Source organism: Agrobacterium sp. B1(2019) (genome assembly GCF_008274755.1).
Taxonomy (GTDB): Bacteria; Pseudomonadota; Alphaproteobacteria; order Rhizobiales; family Rhizobiaceae; genus Agrobacterium; species Agrobacterium salinitolerans.
On sequence record NZ_VTPB01000002.1, the window covers coordinates 641,972 to 665,211 of the forward strand.

Below are 23,240 nucleotides of genomic sequence, written 5' to 3' on the forward strand. Positions count from 1 at the left end.
TTAGAGCCATTCTTAACTGACCGGTATATGAGTTTAAGGCCGATGATCGACACTACCCAATATGGCAAGAACGACAGTCTGAGAGACGAAATCAAATCCTATTGGTCCGGTCGCGCCGCGACTTTCGACCTTTCCCCCGGACATGAAATTTTCTCCCAAGACGAGCGTGAAGCCTGGCACGCGCTTATCTTGAAACATCTCGGCCACGGAGAGGGCCGCAAGGCGCTCGATCTTGCCAGCGGCACCGGTGTCATCTCGCACCTCATGGATGATCTCGGTTTTCAGGTCACCGGTATGGACTGGTCGGAAACGATGCTGGCCCTTGCCCGGGAAAAGGCGAAAAGCCGTGGGCGCAGCATCCGCTTTTTTGTCGGCGATGCCGAAAATACGATGGAGCCGGATGAAAGCGCCGACGTCATCGTCACCCGCCATCTGGTCTGGACGCTGGTGGACCCGCAGGCGAGTTTTGCCGAATGGTTTCGTGTTCTGAAACCCGGCGGGCGGCTTCTGATCGTCGACGGCGATTTCGTGAATACGGGCTGGCGCGAAAAGCTGGTGAAGAAACTGGCCACCGGCCTGGAGAGCATCGGCCTTGTCAAACCTGACCAGCCGCACAAGCCGGCGGACCCGGAAAATGCCTTCAACAGCATTCTTTCACGCGTTTATTTTTCGAAGGGCGCAAGGGCCGGCGATGTCGCGACGCTGTTGCGTGCGGCCGGCTTCGAACCTGTTGCAATCGATCAGGAGCTTCAGGCCATTCACCGCGCCCAGGCGAAAAACTTCAGCCTGCTGAAAGGCGTCCTGCGCGGGCTGCAACATCGTTATGCCGTGTGTGCGGTGAAGCCGGGTGTTTCCGTAAAGGAGTGAGGCGATATCAATCACCGCGGCCCGGTCTGCTGATGTCCCTTTATTTTTCCGCCTGCTCGAAGAGATCCTCGAACCTTGGCTTTGCCCGGCCGGGCACGTCCACAGTCCGGTAGCTCTGCGGCAGGGTGGCCTCGCCGACCTTGATCAGCATGACCATACCCATGCCGTAATGCGGCGAGCATTTGATGCCGTAAAAGCCCGGTTTTTCAAAGCCGGTCTCAAATTCGCCATTGATCCGGCTCTTGAAACCCTCGACACCTTCTGGAACCATGCCGTCAATGGTCGCGGCATTGTGGCTCTTGTGGGTAGGCACGAAGCGCACACGGTCGCCGGGGGCGATCTCGAGAAAATCGGGCTCGAATACCATCGGGCCTTTTTCGCCCCGGTTTAGCATTTTTACCTCAAAAGTCTCGGCTGAAGCCTGAGGCGGAAAGCCCGTTACCGCCACGGCAAGGAGGGCGGCGGCACAAAACAGTCTGGTCTTTGCAGCGGCGTTTGTGAGTGTCGTCGTTGTCATCATCGTGCCAATACTTTCCTTGGATGCCCGGCCCGCCCGTGGGCCGGCAGAAAACGAATATGGGAAAAGCCCCCCTCATCCGTGGTGACCACGCACTCCACCCCGAAGACGGCGGCTATTGTCGCCGGTGTCAGCACCTCGCGCGGCGGACCGACCGCGATCATCTCGCCCCGGTGCATGATGGCGACGCGGTCACAGAACATGGCGGCGTGATTGAGATCGTGCAGCGCCGCCACAACGGTCAGGCCCTGTCGGCACACCAGATCGAGCAGGCCGATCTGGTGACCTATGTCGAGATGGTTGGTCGGTTCGTCCAGAAGCAGGATATGCGGCTCCTGCGTCAACGCGCGGGCGATATGCAGGCGCTGGCGTTCGCCGCCGGAAAGATGGTGCCAGCTGCGCTCCGCCTTGTCGGCCATATCGACATTGGCAAGTGCTGCGTCAACGATGGCGTCATCATGCTGCGACCAGGCGGAAAGCGGCCCGAGGTAGGGCGTGCGCCCGAGCTCCACGGCCTGTCGTGCGGTGATGCGTTCGGTGGTTTCAGCCTGCTGCTCAACGAAGGCGAGCCGGCGTGCAAGGTCTCGCCGTCCCAATGAGGCAAGCGGTTCACCCCCGAACGTAACGTGCCCCCGGCGCGGCTTGCGAATGCCTGCCAGCATGGAGAGCAGCGTGCTTTTGCCGGAGCCGTTCGGTCCGATGACGCCGAGAAACTCACCGGAACCGACATCGAGTGAAACGCCGCGCACGATGTCGATATTGCCGGCGTGGAAATGCAGGTCGTGGGCGGACAGTTTCATGAACGCCCCCTCTTCTGCCCGAGGATGAAGGCAAAGGCTGGCGCGCCGACGAGCGCGGTGATGACGCCGATGGGCAGCACCTGTCCCGGGATGACGACGCGAGAGAGAATATCCGCGACGATCATGAAAACCGCGCCGGTCAGCGCCGTCACCGGCAGCAATATGCCATGGCGGACACCAACGAAGATGCGCGCGGCGTGGGGGATGACCAGCCCGACAAAACCAATGGAGCCGACCAGCGACACCATCGCAGCCGTCATGATCGCGGAAACCGAGATCAGCACGGTATAGACCCAGCGCACCGGAATGCCGAGCGAGGCAGCCGCCTGACCGCCGAAGGCGAAAGCATCGAGCGCCCGCGCGTACCAGAGACAAACGATAAGGCCCGCAAGGCTGACCGGCAGCGCCAGCCAGACATCCGGCCAGCGCACGCCGGAAAGATTGCCGAGCAGCCAGAACATAATGCCGCGCGCCTGTTCGGCATTGGCGGATTTGGTGACGATGAAGGAGGTCATGGCGTTGAACAGCTGCGAACCGGCAACGCCCGCCAGAATGATGGCGCTGTTGCCATGCCCCGCCCGCACGGCCAGAAGGCTGACCAGCGAAAAAGCGACAAAAGCGCCGATGAGAGCGCCCGCCGGCATCGTCAGAAAACCCGCGCCGAAGCCCAGAAGCGCCACGGCGACGGCACCGGTGGAGGCGCCGGCAGAAATTCCGAGAATATAGGGATCGGCAAGCGGATTGCGCAACAGAGATTGCAGCACTGCCCCGGCGAGCGCCAGCGACGCCCCGCAGCAGGCAGCAACAACGGCGCGGCTGAGACGGTAACTCCACACGATGCCCTCATCCAGCGGTTCAAGCGGATAACCCGCGTGGAAAACGCGGTTGGCGATCGTCTTTGCTACAACATCCAAAGGGATGGCAGTCTCGCCGATGGCCGCCCCGGCCATCAGCGCGACGAGCAGCAGGGCGAGCGCGGCAAATGCCAGCCCCGCCCTGCCAAGATGGGTGGAGAAACGGTTCACTTGGCAAGGCCAGCGGCCGAAATCGCCTCGGCCAGCGTTTCAATACCTTCGATGGTTCGAATGGTCGGGTTCATCGCCTGCGCATCCATCTCGAACACATGACCTTCCTTGACGGCGGGCATGATGCTGGCCACGGGATCGGTGGCGAGGAACTTCAACTTGACAGCGATGTCGTCGGCGGGGAAACGGCGGCGATCCATCTTGCCGGCGACGATGATCGACGGATTGGATTTGGCGATGGTTTCCCAGCCGACGGTCGGCCATTCTTCATCGCTTTCGATGACGTTCTTTAACCCCAGCGCTGACATGATGTAGCCGGGGGCGCCATTGCGACCTGCGACATAGGGATCGATATCCAGCTCGGCGCTGGAGAACCAGAAGACGGCGGAAAGCTTGCCATTAGCGGAGGCGATCTTGGCGCGGGCGGCTTCCTCACGCTTCTTAAGATCGGCAACGACCTCCTCACCGCGATCCTGCACGTTAAAGATTTTGGCGAGATCACGGATTTCCTGATAGATCAGGTCCATGGTGAAGACGGTGTTGCGCACGCCGTCGCCGCCGCCGGAATTATCCTTGCCCATGCAATCGGCTGGCGAGGTATAAACGGGAACGCCAAGCTCGGCGAATTGCGCCGGTGTTCCGACAACACCCTCGGGACCGATCTGCCACTGGAACTGCGTCGTGACAAGGTCCGGCTTCTTGCCGACGACCGCCTCGAAGCTCGGATCATTGTCAGCCAGCCGCTCGACCTTGGCGTTGGCCTCCTCGTAACCCTTCAGAACCGGACCGATCCACAGTGCCGTGCCGACAACCTTGTCCGCGACGCCAAGCAGATAAAGAACCTCGGTCGTGCTCTGGCCAACGGAAACGGTGCGGGCGGGCGCCTGCTTGAAGGTGATTTCCTGACCGCAGCTGTTGATTGTCAGGGGATAGATGGTTTCGGCGGCATTGGCGCCGGCGACAGGCAAAACCGCAAACGCGGCGGCCAGTAAGCCGGCGTGAACCGGCAGGCGTCTAGAATGAAACATGTGTTCTCCAGTCGAAAGTAAAACTTATTCCAGAGCAGCAGGCGTCAGAGCGCGCAGCAACAGCGGGACGTCTTGTACGGAGAACGGTAATAGGACGCAAACGAAATGTTATGAAATAACATTACAAAATCCTCCTCCGGGCTTCCCCGCCCGTAACGATGGTTCATATTTTGACGGCAGGTCTCCTGGCTCACGGATTTGCGTCTCTCATCTGCCTTCCCGCATTCCGAAAAATACAGTGGCATGACGCCTTGAAGCGTCGCGGGGATGAACGACAATCCGCTTACAGTTGCGGGGGCAGCCACGGCATTGGGCGAAAAAGATCGCCCGCACCATGTTCCCTATTAATCCCTTCGCCTTTCGGCTGCAGGAACCGTCGCTTTCTCACATAAGGGGCAAGAAGCGGGGCGTCAATTGCGATAGTGCCGCCTCAGCACAAAGACGGGCCTACCAGGGCGAAAATCTTTGCGGAACCGGAGCCTGCCGGTTGCGGCGCGCCTTTCGACATGGTGGTGAGCGTTTCGATCACCACCAGCCCGGATTGCGCCAGAAACTCGGAAAAGGAGCCGCTGTCGCGCACGGCATCTAGACGGACAAGCTGTCCTTCCAGATCGGCAAAATGCCGCCTGACGAGCGCGATTGCATCCGTTTCCTCTACTGCAACGACCGGACCCACGATGTAGCCTCGCCCCGCCGCCCGGCGAAAGGCGAAAGAGACAAGCCGGCCGGCCTCGAACAGGCCGTAGCCTGTTTTTTCCCTGAGAAGGCGCGACAGGACGCGGCGGCGCGAAATGCCAAAAGCCGCCCGGTCCATGTCGGCCACATCGGCAAGATGGTCTTCTGATAGCGGCCCAATTTTCTGTTTTCTGCCCGTAGGCGGCATCTCTCCCGGACATTGCGCTTTTCCCCGAAAGAGATGCACTTTTTCCGTCTCTCCGGCAAAACCCAGCCCGGCAAACAACCGCCTCGACTCGTCCGTGGCGTTGAGCCTCAGGGATATGGCAGGGAATTTCGCCAGAAGCCGCCGCACCAGCCATGGTGCCACGCCCTGCCCCTGAAGGCGCGGCGAAACGATGACCATGCCGAGCGTCGCAAAACCCCCATCATAGCGAAACAGCATCGCGGTTGCGACGACGCGGTCGATCTCATCAAGCGCGGCAAGGCCAACACCACACTGCCGCAGGAAACACCATTCATTCGCGTGATATCGCCATCCGACAGCCATGGAGAGGGCGTGCAGATGATCGGCCTCCACATCGGCGATATCCACGGTTCGCAACTCGAAACTATCGACCTTGAGCAGCTCCATGACAAACGGCTCTCATTCCCTCCGGCGCGGAACCTTGATCCCGGCAACCCAGCCCACGACATCCGATGATAACCAGCCTTGCCGGCACGAATTTTCCGAAAGCGCTGGAAGGACACAACAATCTACCGAAATCGCCCCCATTTCAGCAGATAAACGCCGCAGGCCGCTCTAAGCTTTTCGGCGTTGAAGCGACGGAGACAGCCATGAACGCAATCGAGATTCTGGAACGTCTTGTCGGCTTCCCATCGGTCGTCGGGACCGCCAATGGCGACATCGCAGGATGGACCGCCGATTATCTGGAAAGCCACGGCGCGAAAGTATCGCTGCTTGCCGGCCCGGAGGGCGACCGCGCCAATCTCTTCGCGAGCTTCGGCCCGACGGATGTCGCCGGATACATCCTCTCCGGCCATATGGATGTGGTGCCTGCCGGTGAGCCGGAATGGTTCTCCGATCCTTTCACGTTAAGAACCGAAGGCGAGCATCTTTACGGACGCGGAACCACCGACATGAAAGGGTTTCTGGCCACGGTTATCGCCGCAGCACCAGCATTTTCACGCATGGCGCTGAAGCGGCCCGTTCATATCGCTTTTTCCTATGACGAGGAAGCGGGCTGCCGCGGCGTCCCGCATCTCATCGCTCGATTACCTGAACTATGCGCAAAACCGGCGGGTGCGATTATCGGCGAACCGAGCAATCTGCGCGCCGTGCGCGCCCACAAGGGCAAGGCCGCCGCACGCATCACCATTCGCGGCCGCTCCGGCCATTCCTCACGGCCGGATCAGGGCGTGAACGCCATTCATCTGATGACCGGCATCATGGCAAAGGCGGTCGAGACCGCACGGACTCTCACGGAGGGGCCCTTCGAAGCGACGTTCGAGCCGCCCTATTCCTCCCTGCAGATCGGTACGGTGAAAGGCGGACAGGCGATCAATATCATCCCCGATCTCTGCGCCATCGAACTGGAAGCGCGGGCGATTGCCGGGGTATCGCCGGTGGCTCTGCTCCAGCCGGTGCGCGACGGCGTCGAAGCGCTTGCAGCCAAGGGCATCGACATAGAATGGACGCCGATGAGCGATTATCCGGCGCTGTCCCTTGCCGCCGATGCACCGCTGGTGAAGCTTCTGGAAGAATTGACCGCCGCGCCATGCATCGCCGCCGTCAGCTACGGCACGGAGGCCGGGCTTTTTCAGACGGCTGGCATCGACGCCATCATCTGCGGCCCTGGCGATATCGGCCGCGCCCACAAGCCAAACGAATTCATAACGGTCGGTGAACTGTCGGCTTGCCAGTCAATGCTGGAAACACTGGCGAACCGCTGCACGGTTTAAACCTTCGGAACCACGGATTTCAGATGACTTTCTTCTTCAATTCCGACGCGGAGCGCGGCGAGATTTTCCGGCAGGCTCTGGCCCGCGACCTGCCGGAACTGCCTTTTTCGATGGATGCAGCCAGCGTTGATCCGGATGCGGTTCGATACCTCATCACCTGGACTGTACCTGATGATATCGGCCGCTACCGCAATCTCGAAATCCTGTTTTCCATCGGTGCTGGCGTCGATCAGTTCCACATAGATGCCGTCCCTGCGCATGTAAAAGTCGTGCGCATGGTGGATGAAGGCATCATCCGCATGATGCAGGAATATGTGAGCCTCGGCGTGCTGGCGCTTCACCGCAACCTGCCGGTTTATTTGAAGCAGCAGCGCCAGCAACTCTGGAAGGCCCTGCCGCAGCGTCAGGCGGAAGAGTGCCGGGTAGGCGTTCTCGGCCTCGGCATGCTGGGCGTTGCGGCGCTGGAACGGCTGAAATCCTTCGGTTTTCCGCTTTCCGGCTGGAGCCGCTCACCGCGCGAGATCGACGGCGTGACCTGCCATCATGGGGAAACCGGATTGGCCATTATCCTCTCGACAAGCGATATTCTCGTTTGCCTGCTACCGCTGACCGAAGAGACCACCGGGCTTTTGAACGGCGAACGTCTGGCGATGCTTCCCGAGGGTGCGGGGCTGGTTCACGCCGGGCGCGGCAAACAGCTAGACCACGATGCCCTTATCGATGCGCTGGATCGGGGCGGGCTTTCGGGCGCGGTGATCGACGTCACCGATCCGGAACCGCTTCCGGAGGACCATGCCTTCTGGACGCATCCGAAAATTCTCCTGACGCCGCACATCGCCAGCGTCACCCAGCCGCATTCGGCAGCACGCACGGTGGTCGAGAACATCAAACGATACCAGTCCGGCCTCGGGCCGCTCGGCCTCGTCGACCGCAATCGCGGATATTAACCCACACCGTTCCAGGAAAGGACACCCATGCCGCTTCTCAAAACCATAGACACCAATCCCGCCTTCGAACCCAAGGCCTCCAAGGCCCTGCCGGAACGCCTCATCTCCGGCGACCCCTCCTTCAAGACCTGGCCGCTGGACGAGGCCCGCGACGGCACCGTCCATACCGGCATCTGGGAAGCGACGCCGGGCGAAAGCCGGTCTATCAAGGGCGAGACCTTCGAATTCTGCCATATTCTCGAAGGCGTCATCGAGATCACACCCGAGGGCGGCGCACCGTTGCGCTACACGGCGGGCGACAGCTTCGTCATGAAGCCGGGTTTCGTTGGCGTGTGGAAGACCATTGAGACCGTTCGTAAGATCTACGTCACCGTAAACGGCTGAGCTGAAATCCCGCATTTTTGGCATCGCCCGTGAAGGTTTGTGCCGGGAAAATGCCGGCGGACACACGCACCGAAGATTGCGCTGTCCGCCGGCGACAAAACAGGATTTTCGTTCACCGCCCCCGCCGCAGTCGGTCGATGCTGCTTGCCATCAGGGACTAGGTTTGAGGCATATTCACGGAGGGTTTCCCATGACGCTCAGCTTCGATCCAGACAGCCTGTCTTTGCCGATCGGCCATTTCATCGGCGGCCGGTTGATTCCGGCTCAAAACGGCATCGATATGCATCGCCCGTCGGATGGCATCGAATATGCCGGCTGCCCCAGAGCGGACGCCACACTGGTCGATGAAGCGGTGCAGACCGCCAAGGCCGCGCTGAAAACCAGCAATTGGGGTGGCATTCGCCCGCGCGAACGCACGAAGGTCCTGCAACGCTGGGCCGACCTGATCGAGCAGGAAGCCGAAACGCTGGCGAAGATCGAAGCGCTGTCCTCCACCCGGCCGGTCGGCCAGCTGATCGCCGGCGACATTGCCGTGACCGCCGAACAGATCCGCTTCTTTGCCGAATTTGCCGACAAGGAAGGCGGCGACCTCGTGCCGACCGACGATACGAGCCTCGGCATGATCATGACCGAACCCTATGGCGTCGTCGGCGCTATCACGCCGTGGAATTTCCCCGTCTCCATGGCCGGCTGGAAACTCGGCCCAGCGCTGGCGGCTGGCAATGCCGTGGTGCTGAAACCATCGGAAATGACGCCTTTTTCCAGCATTTTCATGGCTGAACTGGCCATCAAGGCCGGACTGCCCGCCGGCCTCATCAACATCGTGCTTGGCGACGGGCCCGTAACGGGCAACGCCATCACCGGCCACCCTGAGATTTCCAAGGTCAGTTTCACCGGCTCCACCGCGGCCGGTGCCGCCATCATGGCCAATATCGCCCGCACCGGCATAAAGCCCATGACACTGGAACTTGGCGGCAAAAGCCCACAGCTGGTTTTTGCCGATGCCGATATCGAAAAGGCGGCGGCTGCGATCGCCGGCAATATTCTCTCCAATGCCGGGCAGGCCTGCGTCGCCGGCTCGCGCATCATCGTTGAGGAGAGCGCCGCCGACGCCCTTTCCGCCGCGATCATCGCCCGCATGAAAACGGTGAGGCCCGGCCCGACCTGGGACGAGACCACCCAATATTCGCCGATCATCTCCGAAGTGCAGCGCCGGCGTATCGATGGCATCGTGCAGGCGGCGGTCGCCCATGGCGGCGAATGCCTGACGGGTGGCGCGATCATGGACGGCCCCGGCTATTTCTATCAGCCGACACTGATCGCCAATGTCGACCAAACCTCGCCCGCCGTCACCGAGGAGATTTTCGGACCGGTGCTGACGCTGCAGACCTTCCGCACGGAAGAAGAGGCTCTGGCGCTCTCCGATCATCCGACCTACGGTCTGGCGGCGGGTCTTTTCAGCCGGGATGTCTCGCGTGTCCTGCGCCTGTCGCGCGCCATCCAGGCGGGAACGATCTGGGTTAACCGTTACGGGCGTTCGCGCGATCACATCTTGCCGACAGGTGGCTACAAACGCTCCGGCATCGGCAAGGATCTCGGTCGGGAAGCCTATCTCGCCAACCGCAAGAGCAAAAGCGTCCTCATCGGACTGTAACAGGGGAATTCTCTTGAAAACGCATCGCATCGCACTCATTCCCGGGGACGGCATCGGCCAAAGCGTGACGGACGCGGCGTGGCAGGTTCTCAATGCCGTTGCCCAAACCTCCGGTTTTGCGCTGGAAGGAACGGAATTCCCCTGGTCCTGCGCCTTCTACAAGGAAACCGGGGCGATGATGCCCAAGGACGGCATCGAGACCCTGCGCGCCTTCGACGCCATTCTGCTCGGCGCAGTCGGCTGGCCGGCGGAAGTGCCGGACTCGGTGTCCCTGCACGGCCTGCTGCTGCCAATCCGCAAGGCTTTCGTGCAATATGCCAATATCCGCCCGCACCGGTTGCTGCCCGGTGTGCAAGGACCTTTGAAGGCCGATGGCTTCGACATTCTCTGCATCCGCGAAAATACGGAAGGCGAATATTCCGGCGCTGGCGGCCGCGTGCATCAGGGCACGGACGACGAGGTGGCCGTCGAAACCTCTATCTTCACCCGCAAGGGCGTGGAGCGTATCCTGCGCTTCGGTTTCGAACAGGCGCAAAAACGTCGCGGCAAGCTCGCCTCCGTCACCAAGTCCAATGCCCAGAAATATTCGATGGTGTTTTGGGACGAGGTGACCCACAAGCTCGCGGCTGAATATCCTGACGTGGAGGTTACGAGCTACCACATCGATGCCATGGCGGCGCGCATGGTGATGGCGCCGGAAAGTCTCGATGTCGTGGTCGCCTCCAACCTCTTCGGAGACATTCTGACCGATCTTGGCGCGGCCATTCAAGGCGGCCTCGGTTTTGCCGCCTCCGCCAATATCAATCCTGACCGCAGCGCACCTTCCATGTTCGAACCGGTGCACGGTTCGGCGCCTGACATCACCCATCTCGGCATTGCCAACCCCATCGCCGCCATCTGGTCCGGCGCGATGATGCTTGAGCATCTCGGTGAAAAGGGTGCAGCCACGACAATCATGGCGGCGCTGGAGACAGTGACCGGCCGCGGTGTCGGAACCGTGCCCGGCAAGGACAGGACGGACACCATCACCGCTGCGGTTCTCGCGGCACTCACCTGATTTCGGAGACTTATGATGCAGGGCTTGAAGGACAAGGAACTCTTTCGCCAGACGGGCTTGATCGGCGGCGCATGGAAAGCGGCGGCATCGGGCAAGGTGGTGGATGTCATCGATCCGGCGACGCAGGCGGTCATCGGCACCGTGCCTGACATGGACGGTATGGAAACCCGCTCGGCCATCGAGGCCGCCAACGCCGCCTTTGGGCCGTGGAAGAAAAAGACCCACGCCGAGCGCGCCGCCCTTCTTGAAAAATGGTTCGCGCTGATGATCGAGAATATCGACGATCTCGGCCTGATCCTGACCACCGAACAGGGCAAGCCGCTTGAGGAGGCCAAGGGCGAAATCCGCTACGGCGCATCCTTCGTCAAATGGTTTGCCGAAGAGGCCCGGCGTATCGGCGGCGGCACCATCCCCTCACCGACGCCGGACAGGCGCATCGTGGTGCTGAAGGAACCGGTCGGCGTCTGCGGCATCATCACGCCGTGGAACTTCCCGAACGCCATGATCACCCGCAAGGTCGCGCCGGCACTTGCCGCCGGCTGCACCGTCGTCATCAAGCCATCGGAATTTACACCCTATTCAGCGCTGGCGCTTGGCGTGCTCGCCGAACGGGCCGGCATTCCTGCGGGCGTCATCAACATCGTCACCGGCATGCCGACGGAAATCGGCAATGAAATCATGGCCAATGAGACGGTTCGCAAGATTTCCTTCACCGGTTCCACCCGCGTCGGTTCGCTGCTGATGCGGGGCGCTGCGGACAGCATCAAACGGCTGTCGCTGGAACTGGGCGGCAATGCTCCCTTCATCGTTTTTGATGACGCCGATCTCGATCTTGCCATTGAAGGCGCGCTGGTTTCGAAATTCCGCAATGGTGGCCAGACCTGCGTCTGCGCCAACCGGATTCTGGTGCAGTCCGGCGTTTATGACACCTTTGCGAAGAAGCTGGCGGATCGCGTCGACGCCATGCGGGTAGGCCCCGGAACGGAAGCGGGCGTCTCCATCGGCCCGATGATCAACCAACCGGCGATCGCGAAAATCCGCGCCCATATCGATGACGCCGTTTCCAAGGGTGCAACGGTCATCACCAAGCCGCGCAATCTGCCTGAAGGCCCGCAATATACAGCGCCCGTGGTGCTGACGGGCGCAACGACGGCGATGCAGCTGGCGAGCGAGGAGACTTTCGGACCGGTCGCTCCGCTCTTCCGCTTCGAGACGGAAGAAGAGGCGCTCGCCATCGCCAATGGCACACCCTTTGGCCTTGCCGCCTATTTCTACACCGAGAACCTCAAGCGCGCCTGGCGCGTGGGTGAAGCGCTGGAATTCGGCATGGTCGGTCTCAATACCGGGTTGATCTCCACCGAGGTCGCCCCTTTCGGCGGCGTCAAGCAATCCGGTCTCGGCCGTGAGGGCGCGCAGATCGGTATCGAAGAATATTTGGAGACCAAGGCCTTTCATATCGGTGGGCTTGCCTGACGCCCACTTCTTTCCTCCCCGCCTAAAGGGCCGCTCTGCGGCCCTTCTTTTTTGCAGAGGCAACAAAAGAGCGGCCCGGAGGCCGCTCTTGAATTATCGAAACGTGTCGAGCATCTTGTAATAATAGCCTACCAGCGGCAGGAACCAGGGCTTCCCGAAGTGCCCCGGCACCGCCGGCCAATCCAGCCCTTTTAGCGGGTTCCTGTCCGGCCGTCCCAGAATGGCGTCAGCCATGATCATGCCGAGATGGGTGGAAAGCTGCGCGCCATGGCCGGAATAGCCCATGGCGTACCAGACACCGTCATGAAAACCGGCGCGCGGATAACGGTCCTTGGTCATATCGACCAGTCCGCCCCAGCAATAATCGATCGGCACATGGGCAAGCTGCGGGAAGATGCGATGCAGGCTTTCAGTCAGGATCGCACCACTCTTGGCGTCGGAACGCTGGTCCGATGTCGCGGAAAAACGGGCGCGGCCGCCGAAAATCAAGCGATTGTCCGGCGCCAGACGGAAATAGTTGCCGATGTTCATGGTATTGACATAGGTTCGGTTGCCGGGAACCGAAGCCTTGATCTCGGCATCGGTCAGCGGCCGCGTGGCGATGATGAAACTGCCGACCGCGATGATGCGGCGGCGGAAATAACCAAAGCCGGAAGGCGTATAGGCACCGGTCGCGACCAGAACATTGTCGGCCGTCACCTTGCCGCGCGGGGTTTCCAGCTCATGGAGCTTGCCGTTCTGGGTATGCTTCGTCACGGCAGCATTTTCGAAGATCACCGCGCCATGCCGGCTGGCGGCTTCGGCAAGACCGGCGACATAACGGCCCATATGCATCATGGCGCTTTTTTTAGAGAGCATCGCGCCGTAGAAAGGCGAGCCGATTTCCGCCTTCAAATCCGCTTCAGACAATAGCGCCGTATCGGGGTCGACTTCGGCGTTAACTGCCTCGAAATTCCTGGCAAGTCCTTCGAAATGCTGTGGTTTCGATGCCATTTTAAGCTTTCCGGCGCGCCGGAAATTGCACTCGATCCCCTCCTCCGCAATCAGCGCCTCCAGCGTATCGATGGAGGAGTCGAGCGCCTGGTAGAGCGCGATGGCCCGCTCCTTGCCGAGTTCGGCCTTGGCGGAAAGATAGGAGTGGGCGAGGCCATTGTTGAGATGGCCGCCATTACGGCCCGAAGCGCCCCAGCCGACACGCTGTCCTTCCAGAACGACGACGCGCGCGCCGGCTTTTGCAAACTGGCGCGCAGCACCCAGACCCGTGAAGCCGCCACCGATGACGGCCACATCATAATGGCCTTCGACAGGACCTTGCGCCGCCCCCGCAAAGAGGGGCGCCGTGTCGTGCCAATAGGAGACGAGCTTCATGATCAATATCCTCTCTTACAGTCCGACAACGCCCGCAAGGCCGGAAATGTCTGAAATTTCCGTGTAACCGTAATAGGGGTTTGCAGGTTCATGGCCACGGTTGACCCAGACCTTGTTCTTGATGCCGAGATCATGGGCGGACATCAGATCGTAGCGGAAGGAGGACGACACGTGCAGGATGTCCTCCGGGCCGCAACCCAGCATGTCGAACAGATATTCGAAAGCCTTGAAATGCGGTTTATAGGCCTGTGCCTGTTCGGCCGTATAGACGGCATGGAACGGTGCGCCCAGTTTGGCGACATTCGACATGATCTGTGAGTTCATGGCGTTGGACAGAATGACCAGCGGGATCTCCCTGGCGACCTTGGAAAGACCCGCCGGAACGTCCGCATGCGGCCCCCACGTCGGAACCCGCTCATAGACCATTGCTGCATCTTCATCCTTAAAGGCTACACCATTGCGCTTGCAGGTGCGCGACAGGGCATTGTGGACGACCTCTGCGTAAGGCTTCCAGTCGTGCATGACCTCATCAAGACGATAGGCGGAAAAATTCTTGATGAACTCTTCCATCTCGGCTTCGCCCAGACGATCACCGAAGAGATCGCGGGCAGCCTCTGCCATCTGGAAATGAATGAGCGTGCCGTGGCAATCGAAAGTGATGTATTTGGGGCGGAAGATGGTCATGTCGTCGTCATCCTTGCTTGGGGATTGGTGGTGGCTGCAATAATCAGATCATAGAGGCCTTTGGCTGATCGGCGCACCGCAATTGCCGGTCACGGAAGCAGATTGTTGCGTATCCAGCCGCCAGTTTGGCAGAGAGTTGCGCTGGGGCAAGCCGACAGCCTTCTCCTGCCCCAGCTTTATCGACCGATGCGAACAGGACGCGGCATAAGATGCGGCGGCGGATAAAAGCAACAGCGAAACATATCGAACCTTCCCATTTGTCGGGACAATCTTCTTTCCGCATCGGTCTATCAATGAATAAGCAGAACAAGGGAGTACCGGCATGCAGGCGAGCCTGATCGATATCCAAGCGTTTCAACCGGACCACCTCGACGCGGCCGTTGAACTTTCCCGCCAGGCCGGATGGCCGCACCGGAAAGAGGACTGGGCCATGGTCCTTTCCATCAGCAAGGGTTTCGTCGCCGTTGAGAACGGCCGCGTCGTCGGAACGGCCATGGCAACGCTTCTCGGAGAAAGCTGCGCCACCGTCAACATGGTGATCGTGGACGAGAGCATGCGTGGCCGCGGCCTTGGACGCAAGTTGATGCACGCGGCGCTCGACGCCGCCGACGATCGTGAATGCCGCCTGGTCGCCACTGCCGATGGGTTGCCGCTTTATGAAAAACTCGGATTCGTCGCCTGGGGTGAGGTGGTTCAGCATCAGGGAATTCCGAAGTCCGCCGCCAAACCGGAAAATGTGGCCTGGGCGCTAAACATCGACGCGGCCGAACTCGCGACACTTGATGCAGAGGCCTTTGGCGCGGATCGGACGCCGCTTTTTGCCGCACTTGCGCAAAGGGCACGTTTCGCGACGGTCAGGAACGAGGGTGTCATCAAGGGATTTGCGGCAATCCGTACCTTCGGTCGCGGTGAAGTCATAGGTCCGGTCGTGGCCGAAACCATTGAAATCGCAAAAGATTTGATTGCATTCGCAATTTCCGAACGCCCCGGTGCATTCCTGCGTGTGGACACCACCGTCAAGGCAGGCCTCGGTTCGTGGCTCGCCGAACAGGGTCTCGCCCATGTCGGCGGCGGCATCGCGATGCGTCGGTCAACGACCGAACTACCCGCTGAAAAGAGATTGAAAACATTCGCATTGACCAGCCAGGCGCTGGGCTGAATTCGGAGAGACCATATGTTAAGCAATTCACTGATCGAACTGGATCGCGCCCATCTGGTGCACCCCGTCTCCTCCTTCCGCGGCCATGAGAAGCTGGGCGTGCGGGTGCTGCAATCTGCAAGCGGCGCCACTGTCACCGATATCACCGGCCATCAGCTCATCGACGGTTTTGCCGGCCTTTGGTGCGTCAATGCCGGTTATGGCCATGACAGCATCGTCGAGGCGGCGGCAAAGCAGATGCGGGAATTGCCCTATGCGACGGCCTATTTCGACATTGGCAGCGAACCGGCGATCCGGCTCGCCTCCGAGCTTGCCGACCGCGCGCCAGGCGATCTCAACCATGTCTATTTCACGCTTGGCGGGTCCGATGCGGTGGACAGCACCATTCGGTTCATCCGCTATTACTGGCATGCCAAAGGCCAGCCGCAGCGCGACCAGTTCATCTCCATCGAACAGGGTTATCACGGCTCCACCACCGCCGGTTCGGGCCTCACCGCCCTGCCTGCTTTCCATGCCGGTTTCGGCGTGCCCTACGACTGGCAGCACAAAATCCCGTCGCACTACGCCTACCGTAACCCGGTGGGAAGCGACCCGGCCGCCATCATCGCATCCTCCCTGCAAATCCTGAAGGACAAGATCGAGATGATCGGTCCGGACCGGGTCGCCGCCTTCTATGCGGAACCGATCCAGGGTTCCGGCGGGGTTCTCGTACCGCCTCCCGACTGGATCAAGGCCATGCGCGACCTCTGCCGGTCCTATGGCATCCTCTTTGTCGCCGACGAGGTCATCACCGGCTTTGGCCGGACGGGGCCGCTGTTTGCCTGTGCTGACGAGGATATCGTGCCGGACTTCATCACCACCGCCAAGGGTCTCACCTCCGGCTATGTGCCGATGGGCGCCGTCTTCATGGCGGACCACGTTTATGATACAATAGCCGACTTCGCAGGCGAGGCCGCAATCGGGCACGGCTACACCTATTCCGCCCATCCCGTCAGCGCCGCCGTCGGTCTCGAAGTGCTGAAACTTTACGAGGGCGGGCTGCTGGAAAACGGCCGCCGCGCCGGCCAAAGGCTGATGGCCGGGCTTGAGAGCCTGAAAAGCCATCCGCTGGTAGGCGATGTCCGCGGGCGCGGCATGCTCGCCGCCGTCGAACTCGTGACAGACAAGGACAAAAAGACCCCGCTGCCGGCCGCGGCGGCCCCCGCGCGAAAAGTTTTCGACCGCGCCTGGGAAAACGGCCTGATCGTGCGCGCCTTTGCGAACGGTATTCTGGGTTACGCGCCGCCGCTCTGCTGCACCGACAGCGAGATCGACGCCATCATCGAGCGGACGCTGAAGACCCTCGATCAGACGCTCGAAGACCCTGCGGTGCGGGCTGCCATGGCCTGAGGCGATAGCCGGGTGGCGTTGCGCCACCCTCTCGAAATGTCGCAACGCACCGCATATTCGCAATATTCTGCCGAAGAGCCGTTCCATTTCGGCGAATCCGGCGTGCCGAAAGTGCCAAACTATTAATGCAAACGGCAATAAACGCCATAAAAAAGGGCGTAATCGCAAATGGGAACGGGGCAAGGACCCCGTCCGGGAACAGAATAATCTGCCGCAGACTCCCCAGGAGACCACGGCGGCAAAGCGGAGACCGACATTGCCCAAAAAACTGAGCGACTTCAAATATATGAGCTTCGACGTGGTGGGGACCCTCATCGATTTCGAAGGCGGCCTGAAATCGACGCTGGCCGCAATCGGCGCGGAAAACGGCGTGGATGTCGATGGTGAAAAGGCGCTCGCGCTTTACCGTGCGGCCCGTTATTCCAACGCGACAGACCTGTTTCCAGATGACCTCGTCCGCGTCTACCTGATCATCGCTCCCGAACTCGGCCTGCCGGCGGAACGCGCATTCGGTGAGCGCCTGCGCGATGCGGCAAAAAGCTGGAAAGGCTTTGAAGACAGCCGCGCCGCCATGGCCGAGCTTGCCAAGACGCATCGCCTCATCGCCATGACCAACGCCCAGCGCTGGGCCTTCGAATATTTCTCGAAGGAAATCGGCAATCCCTTTCATGCCGCTTTCACGGCGGATGACACTGGCACCGAAAAGCCCGATCCCGCCTTCTTCGAAAAGGTCTTCGCCTTTGTGGAAAGCGAGGGCGCATCGAAGGACGACATTCTGCACGTCGCGCAGAGCCAGTACCACGATATCGGCATTTCCCGGAAACTGGGCATGACCAATTGCTGGATCGAGCGCCGCCACGCCCAGAAAGGATATGGCGGTACGATCGAGCCGGAGAACTTTACCGAGCCGGACTACCACTTCACCTCCATGACCGGCCTTGCCGAAGCAGTGAAACAGACGGGCGGCTGAGCCGCCCCGCCAATGGCGTGCCGCGAACTGGGATGCGGCATGCCGGAAATTTATTCAGACGCATTTCAACAAATCATACAAAAGGGGAAGACCATGAGTGACAGGATTACAAACTGGACCCGTTCCGACGATGCCGCCGTTGAACAGGCCATCCGGCGCGGCGCAACGCGGCGTGAGTTGCTTCACATGCTGCTGGCGGGCGGCGTCGCCCTTTCCGCCGGTTCGGCTATTCTTGGTCGCGCGTCAAATGCCGTGGCCGCAACGCCGGTCTCCGGCGGCACGCTGAAAGCCGCCGGCTGGTCTTCCTCCACCGCCGATACACTCGACCCGGCGAAAGCCTCGCTTTCGACGGACTATGTCCGTTGCTGCGCGCTCTATAACCGCCTGAGCTTCCTCGATGCTTCGGGCACGCCACAGATGGAGCTGGCCGAAGCCATCGAGACGAAGGATGCCAAGACCTGGACCGTGAAGCTGCGTTCCGGCGTCACCTTCCACGACGGCAAGGCGCTGACCGCCGACGACGTGGTCTATTCGCTGAAGCGCCATCTCGATCCGGCGGTCGGCTCCAAGGTCGCCAAGATCGCCGCGCAGATGACCGGCTTCAAGGCTCTCGACAAGAGCACGGTCGAAATCACGCTGGCGAACCCGAACGCCGACCTGCCGTCCATTCTGGCCCTGCACCATTTCATGATCGTTGCCGATGGCACCACGGATTTCTCCAAGGGCAACGGCACGGGCGCCTTCAAGCTCGAAAAGTTCGAGCCGGGCGTGCGTTCGATCATGGCCAAGAACACCAATTACTGGAAGTCCGGCGGCCCACACATCGACAGTTTCGAATTCATGGCAATTTCGGACGACAATGCCCGCGTCAATGCACTTATTTCCGGCGACATCCAGCTTGCAGCCGCCATCAATCCGCGGGCGCTGCGCCTGCTCGACAAGCAGGAAGGTGTCGTGCTGTCCAAGACGACATCGGGTAATTATACCAACCTCAACATGCGGCTGGATCAGTCGCCGGGCAACAATGCCGATTTCGTCGCCGGCATGAAGTCGATCGTCAATCGTGAGCAGATCGTCAAGGCAGCGTTGCGCGGCCTGGGCGAAGTCGGTAACGACCAGCCGGTGCCGCCGATGAACCCCTATCACAATCCGGATCTGAAGCCGAAGGCCTTCGATCCGGATAAGGCAAAATTCCACTTCGAAAAGGCAGGTCTCATCGGCCAGTCCATCCCGGTCATCGCATCGGATGCGGCAGCCTCCTCTGTCGATATGGCGATGATTATCCAGGCGTCCGCCGCCGAAATCGGCGTCAAGCTGGATGTGCAGCGCGTGCCTTCGGACGGTTACTGGAGCAATTACTGGCTGAAGGCGCCGGTTCACTTCGGCAACATCAATCCGCGCCCGACGCCGGACATTCTGTTCTCTCTGCTTTACGCCTCCGACGCGCCTTGGAACGAAAGCCAGTACAAGTCGCCGAAGTTCGACAAGATGATGCTCGAAGCACGCGGCATGCTCGATCTCGAAAAGCGCAAACAGATCTACTTCGAAATGGAAACGATGATCGCCGACGAAGCCGGCACCATCATCCCCGCCTATATTTCGAATGTCGATGCCATCTCCTCAAAGCTCAAGGGCCTGGAAGCCAATCCGCTCGGCGGCATGATGGGTTATGCCTTTGCGGAATACGTCTGGCTTGAAGCCTGATAGACCATGGAACCGGGCGTGAAAATGCGCCCGGCAGCCTTTCCGTCGTTGCGGAAAGCCTCCACAATCAGGCAGGTCGCAGGAGCATGTGAATGAACAGCCGGATATTATCCCTTGTCGCCAGGCGGCTGGTCGTCATGCTGACGACGCTGCTTATCGTGTCGTTTATCGTCTTTTCGGCCACCAGCCTGCTGCCCGGGGATACGGCGACGATCCTTCTTGGCCAGGCGGCGACGCCGGAAGCCGTGGCCGGCCTGCGCACCGCCATGCATCTCGACGATCCGGCCCTGCTGCGTTTCGTGCGCTGGCTTCTGGGCCTGCTGCAGGGTGAACTCGGCACGTCCTACGCCAACAACATGGCGATTGCCGATCTCATCGGTCCGCGCTTCGTCAACTCCATGAAGCTCGCCGGCATTACCACCGTCATCGCCGTGCCGCTGGCGCTGACCCTCGGCATCAGCTCCGCCATGTTGCGCGGCACGCTTTATGACCGGGCCGTCACCGTGCTGACCATCGGCGTCATCTCGGTGCCGGAATTCATGATCGCCACACTCGCCGTGCTGCTTTTCGCCGTCTATCTGAAATGGCTGCCGGCGCTGTCGCTGGTTAGCGAAGTTCACACGCTTTTCGATGTGCTGCGGGTCTATGCCATGCCAGTCATCACGCTGACCTTCGTCGTTTCCGCACAGATGATCCGCATGAGCCGCGCCGCCGTGATCGAGACGCTGGATACGCCCTACGTGGAAATGGCGCTTTTGAAGGGTGCGCCGCGCATGCGCATCGTGCTTCGCCATGCGCTTCCCAATGCGCTCGGCCCCATCGTCAATGCGGTGGCCCTGTCGCTTTCCTATCTCGTCGGCGGCGTCATCATCGTCGAGACGATCTTCAATTATCCCGGCATCGCCAAGCTGATGGTCGATGGCGTCGCCACCCGCGACCTGCCGCTGATCCAGAGCTGCGCGATGATCTTCTGCGTCGGTTATCTCCTCCTCATCACGACGGCGGATATCATCGCCATCATGTCCAATCCGAGGCTGCGCTGATGGCCGACAATATCAAAACAACTTCGGGGACCTCGCGTTTGGGATACAAGATCAACGCAGTCGGCGTTTTCGGCTTTCTCGTCATTTTTTTCTGGGCCATGGTCGCAATCTTCGCGCCCTATCTCATTCCGCATCCGGTCGGTGAAATCGTCGATCTCGATTATTTCGGGCCGATGACATCCGATCTCTGGCTCGGTTCCGATTATCTCGGTCGTGACGTGTTTTCCCGCATTCTCATGGGCGCGCGTTTCACGGTCGGCATATCGCTCGCCGCCGTCACCATCGCCTGCACCTCCGGCGTTTTGCTCGGCATGTGCGCCGCCGTCATCGGCGGCTGGTTCGATGCAGCACTCAGCCGGTTTCTCGATGCGGTGAACTCCATTCCGAGCAAGCTTTTTGGCCTCGTGGTCGTCGCCGCCGTCGGCTCTTCCATACCGGTGCTGATCATCACGCTCTCGGTCATCTACACGCCGGGCGCCTATCGGTTTGCCCGGGCGCTGGCCGTCAATGTCAACACCATGGATTTCGTCACGGTCGCCCGGGTGCGCGGCGAAAGCCTGTTCTACCTCATCGGCTCGGAAATCCTGCCGAACATCGTCCGGCCCGTACTGGCCGATCTTGGCGTGCGCTTCGTGTTCATCGTGCTGCTTCTGTCGGGCCTCTCCTTCCTCGGCCTCGGCCTTCAGCCGCCGAATGCGGACTGGGGCGCGCTGGTGCGTGAGAACATCGGCGGCCTGCCGTTTGCGGCCCCCGCCGTCATCTTCCCGTCGCTGGCCATTGCCAGCCTGACGATCAGCGTCAACCTGCTGATCGACAATCTGCCGCAGAAAATCCGCGACAGGAGCGAATAATGAGCAATCTTGTTGAAATCCGTGGACTGAAAGTCGATGCCACCACCGATTCCGGCCGCCGCATCGACATCATCAAGGGTGTGGACATCGACATCGCCGATGGTGAAATCGTCGCACTGATCGGCGAAAGCGGTTCCGGCAAGACCACCATCGCGCTGAGCCTGATGGGCTATGCCCGGCCGGGCTGCCGTATTTCCGGCGGCAGCGTCAAGGTGGCGGGCCAGGACATGGTGCAGCTTTCCGAAGCCGAACGCGCCAAAGTCCGCGGCACAAAAGTGACCTATGTGCCCCAAAGTGCGGCCGCCGCTTTCAACCCGGCGCAGAAGATCATCGATCAGGTCATCGAAGTCACCCGCATCCACCATCTGATGCCGCCGCAGGAGGCGCGCAGACGGGCCGTAGAACTTTTCAAGGCGCTGTCGTTGCCCAACCCCGAAACCATCGGCGAGCGTTATCCGCATCAGGTGTCCGGCGGCCAGCTTCAACGCCTCTCCGCCGCCATGGCATTGATCGGCAATCCGAAGCTGGTGATCTTCGACGAGCCGACCACCGCGCTCGACGTCACAACCCAGATAGAGGTTCTGCGCGCCTTCAAATCGGCAATGCGCAAGAACGGCATCGGCGGCGTTTATGTCTCGCACGATCTCGCCGTCGTCGCCCAGATCGCCGACCGGATCGTTGTGCTGAAAGGCGGCGAGGTTCAGGAAACCGGTACGACCACGGATATCCTCGAAAATGCCCGGCATCCCTATACGAAGGAACTGCTAACCGCCTTTCATGACAAGGCGCGCGTCATCACGCCCGCCAAACCGGAGCAGGCAACGCCGCTGCTGGATATCGAAAACCTGATCGCCGGTTACGGAACGAAGGGCGGAGACAAGATGCCGCTGGTGCGTGCAGTGGATAGCGTCAGCCTTTCGGTCTATCCCGGTCGCAATCTCGGCATCATCGGCGAGTCCGGCTGCGGAAAATCGACGCTGGCGCGAGCCATTGCCGGCATTCTGCCGGCGGCCGGCGGCCATGTCATCTTCGAAGGCCGGGAACTGGATGCGGATGCACGGCGTCGAACCGGCGACCAGCTACGCCGTATGCAGATCGTGTTCCAATATGCCGATACCGCACTCAACCCATCAAAACCCATCGAGGATATTCTCGGCCGGCCGCTGACCTTCTATCACGGCATGAAAGGTAAGGCGCGCGACGCCCGGATCGATGAGCTTCTCGATATGGTGAAGCTGCCGCGCTCGGTCCGCCATCGCCACCCTTCCGGCCTGTCCGGCGGGCAGAAACAACGCGTCAATTTCGCCCGCGCACTTGCCGCCGAGCCCTCGCTTATCATCTGCGATGAAATCACCTCGGCCCTCGATACCGTGGTTGCGGCTGCAATCATCGATCTTCTCGGAGAACTGCAGCGGGAGCTGAACCTCTCCTATATCTTCATCAGCCACGATCTTTCGGTGGTGGAAACCATCTGCGACGAGATCGTCGTGATGTATGGCGGACAGAAGGTGGAGCATCTGGAAACCGAAGCGATCAAATCGCCCTCCCACCCCTATTCGAAACTGCTGTTCTCCTCGGTGCCGAAACTCGACCCGACATGGCTCGACAATCTCCAGCAGGATGCGGAACTGGTGCGGGCGTTTTCGAAAAGGTGACAATGGAATGATACGACCCTGCAAAGGG

Annotated in this window: 21 protein-coding genes and 1 riboswitch; of the genes, 14 read left to right on the forward strand and 7 right to left on the reverse strand. The window is 60.6% G+C overall.

Annotated features, from left to right (window positions below):
• Positions 1-42 precede the first annotated feature (42 nt).
• Complete coding sequence (locus AGR1_RS17680; protein ID WP_149147722.1) at positions 43-867, forward strand: class I SAM-dependent methyltransferase; 825 nt, start codon at positions 43-45, stop codon at positions 865-867.
• A gap of 40 nt (positions 868-907) precedes the next feature.
• Here the strand turns inward: AGR1_RS17680 and AGR1_RS17685 are convergent, their stop codons facing one another.
• The 5 genes from AGR1_RS17685 to AGR1_RS17705 all read right to left on the reverse strand — a co-directional run bounded on the left by AGR1_RS17685 (position 908) and on the right by AGR1_RS17705 (position 5,546).
• On the reverse strand, positions 908-1,387 hold the full coding sequence (locus AGR1_RS17685) for a pseudoazurin (RefSeq protein WP_149147723.1): 480 nt from the start codon (positions 1,385-1,387) through the stop codon (positions 908-910).
• Complete coding sequence (locus tag AGR1_RS17690) at positions 1,384-2,184, reverse strand: ABC transporter ATP-binding protein (protein WP_149147724.1); 801 nt, start codon at positions 2,182-2,184, stop codon at positions 1,384-1,386. Before AGR1_RS17690 ends, AGR1_RS17685 begins: the two co-directional genes overlap by 4 nt.
• Positions 2,181-3,209, reverse strand: coding sequence for an iron ABC transporter permease (locus AGR1_RS17695; protein WP_080795613.1), 1,029 nt, complete (start codon positions 3,207-3,209; stop codon positions 2,181-2,183). The genes AGR1_RS17690 and AGR1_RS17695 overlap by 4 nt, the downstream gene beginning before the upstream one ends.
• Positions 3,206-4,237: an ABC transporter substrate-binding protein gene (locus AGR1_RS17700; protein ID WP_149147725.1), complete on the reverse strand. Its 1,032-nt coding sequence runs from the start codon at positions 4,235-4,237 to the stop codon at positions 3,206-3,208. Before AGR1_RS17700 ends, AGR1_RS17695 begins: the two co-directional genes overlap by 4 nt.
• Before the next feature lie 157 nt (positions 4,238-4,394).
• Positions 4,395-4,630, reverse strand: a riboswitch (cobalamin riboswitch).
• 37 nt (positions 4,631-4,667) lie between these two features.
• Positions 4,668-5,546 (reverse strand): GNAT family N-acetyltransferase, encoded by an 879-nt coding sequence (locus tag AGR1_RS17705; protein ID WP_149147726.1) that lies wholly within the window; start codon positions 5,544-5,546, stop codon positions 4,668-4,670.
• Positions 5,547-5,749: 203 nt separating this feature from the next.
• Here AGR1_RS17705 and argE point away from each other — a divergent pair, with 203 nt between their 5' ends.
• The 6 genes from argE (at position 5,750) to AGR1_RS17735 (ending at position 12,389) form a co-directional block, all read left to right on the forward strand.
• The gene (gene argE, locus AGR1_RS17710; RefSeq protein ID WP_149147727.1) at positions 5,750-6,874 is read left to right on the forward strand and encodes an acetylornithine deacetylase; all 1,125 of its coding nucleotides are present in this window, start codon (positions 5,750-5,752) and stop codon (positions 6,872-6,874) included.
• Positions 6,875-6,897: 23 nt separating this feature from the next.
• The gene (locus AGR1_RS17715) at positions 6,898-7,821 is read left to right on the forward strand and encodes a glyoxylate/hydroxypyruvate reductase A (protein WP_149147728.1); all 924 of its coding nucleotides are present in this window, start codon (positions 6,898-6,900) and stop codon (positions 7,819-7,821) included.
• 27 nt (positions 7,822-7,848) lie between these two features.
• Entirely contained in the window at positions 7,849-8,205 is a 357-nt protein-coding gene (locus AGR1_RS17720) for a cupin domain-containing protein (protein WP_149147729.1), read from the forward strand.
• A 190-nt stretch (positions 8,206-8,395) separates the two neighbouring features.
• Positions 8,396-9,859 carry an aldehyde dehydrogenase family protein gene (locus AGR1_RS17725; RefSeq protein ID WP_149147730.1) on the forward strand — a complete coding sequence of 488 codons (1,464 nt, stop codon included), beginning with the start codon at positions 8,396-8,398 and terminating at the stop codon, positions 9,857-9,859.
• 13 nt (positions 9,860-9,872) lie between these two features.
• Positions 9,873-10,916, forward strand: coding sequence for a tartrate dehydrogenase (locus AGR1_RS17730; protein ID WP_080795595.1), 1,044 nt, complete (start codon positions 9,873-9,875; stop codon positions 10,914-10,916).
• Between the two features lie 15 nt (positions 10,917-10,931).
• On the forward strand, positions 10,932-12,389 hold the full coding sequence (locus AGR1_RS17735) for an NAD-dependent succinate-semialdehyde dehydrogenase (protein ID WP_080796608.1): 1,458 nt from the start codon (positions 10,932-10,934) through the stop codon (positions 12,387-12,389).
• A 93-nt stretch (positions 12,390-12,482) separates the two neighbouring features.
• Here AGR1_RS17735 and AGR1_RS17740 read toward each other — a convergent pair whose 3' ends face one another.
• Together AGR1_RS17740 and AGR1_RS17745 are read right to left on the reverse strand one after the other, a co-directional pair.
• The gene (locus AGR1_RS17740; RefSeq protein ID WP_080795591.1) at positions 12,483-13,757 is read right to left on the reverse strand and encodes an FAD-binding oxidoreductase; all 1,275 of its coding nucleotides are present in this window, start codon (positions 13,755-13,757) and stop codon (positions 12,483-12,485) included.
• 15 nt (positions 13,758-13,772) lie between these two features.
• Positions 13,773-14,441: a haloacid dehalogenase type II gene (locus AGR1_RS17745; RefSeq protein WP_149147731.1), complete on the reverse strand. Its 669-nt coding sequence runs from the start codon at positions 14,439-14,441 to the stop codon at positions 13,773-13,775.
• Positions 14,442-14,763: 322 nt separating this feature from the next.
• On the opposite strand from AGR1_RS17745, the gene AGR1_RS17750 reads away from it, so the two are divergent.
• The 7 genes from AGR1_RS17750 (at position 14,764) to AGR1_RS17780 (ending at position 23,212) form a co-directional block, all read left to right on the forward strand.
• Positions 14,764-15,600, forward strand: coding sequence for a GNAT family N-acetyltransferase (locus tag AGR1_RS17750; protein ID WP_149147732.1), 837 nt, complete (start codon positions 14,764-14,766; stop codon positions 15,598-15,600).
• 15 nt (positions 15,601-15,615) lie between these two features.
• Positions 15,616-16,989, forward strand: coding sequence for an aspartate aminotransferase family protein (locus AGR1_RS17755; protein ID WP_149147733.1), 1,374 nt, complete (start codon positions 15,616-15,618; stop codon positions 16,987-16,989).
• Positions 16,990-17,245: 256 nt separating this feature from the next.
• Positions 17,246-17,959: an HAD-IA family hydrolase gene (locus tag AGR1_RS17760; RefSeq protein ID WP_149147734.1), complete on the forward strand. Its 714-nt coding sequence runs from the start codon at positions 17,246-17,248 to the stop codon at positions 17,957-17,959.
• A 93-nt stretch (positions 17,960-18,052) separates the two neighbouring features.
• Positions 18,053-19,663, forward strand: coding sequence for an ABC transporter substrate-binding protein (locus AGR1_RS17765; RefSeq protein ID WP_149147735.1), 1,611 nt, complete (start codon positions 18,053-18,055; stop codon positions 19,661-19,663).
• Between the two features lie 92 nt (positions 19,664-19,755).
• On the forward strand, positions 19,756-20,706 hold the full coding sequence (locus AGR1_RS17770) for an ABC transporter permease (RefSeq protein WP_080795575.1): 951 nt from the start codon (positions 19,756-19,758) through the stop codon (positions 20,704-20,706).
• Positions 20,706-21,557, forward strand: a complete 852-nt coding sequence (locus tag AGR1_RS17775) for an ABC transporter permease (RefSeq protein ID WP_077985097.1) — start codon at positions 20,706-20,708, stop codon at positions 21,555-21,557. The genes AGR1_RS17770 and AGR1_RS17775 overlap by 1 nt, the downstream gene beginning before the upstream one ends.
• A complete protein-coding gene (locus tag AGR1_RS17780; protein WP_080795572.1) occupies positions 21,557-23,212 on the forward strand; it encodes an ABC transporter ATP-binding protein in 1,656 nt (551 codons plus the stop codon). Before AGR1_RS17775 ends, AGR1_RS17780 begins: the two co-directional genes overlap by 1 nt.
• The last annotated feature ends 28 nt before the right edge of the window (positions 23,213-23,240 follow it).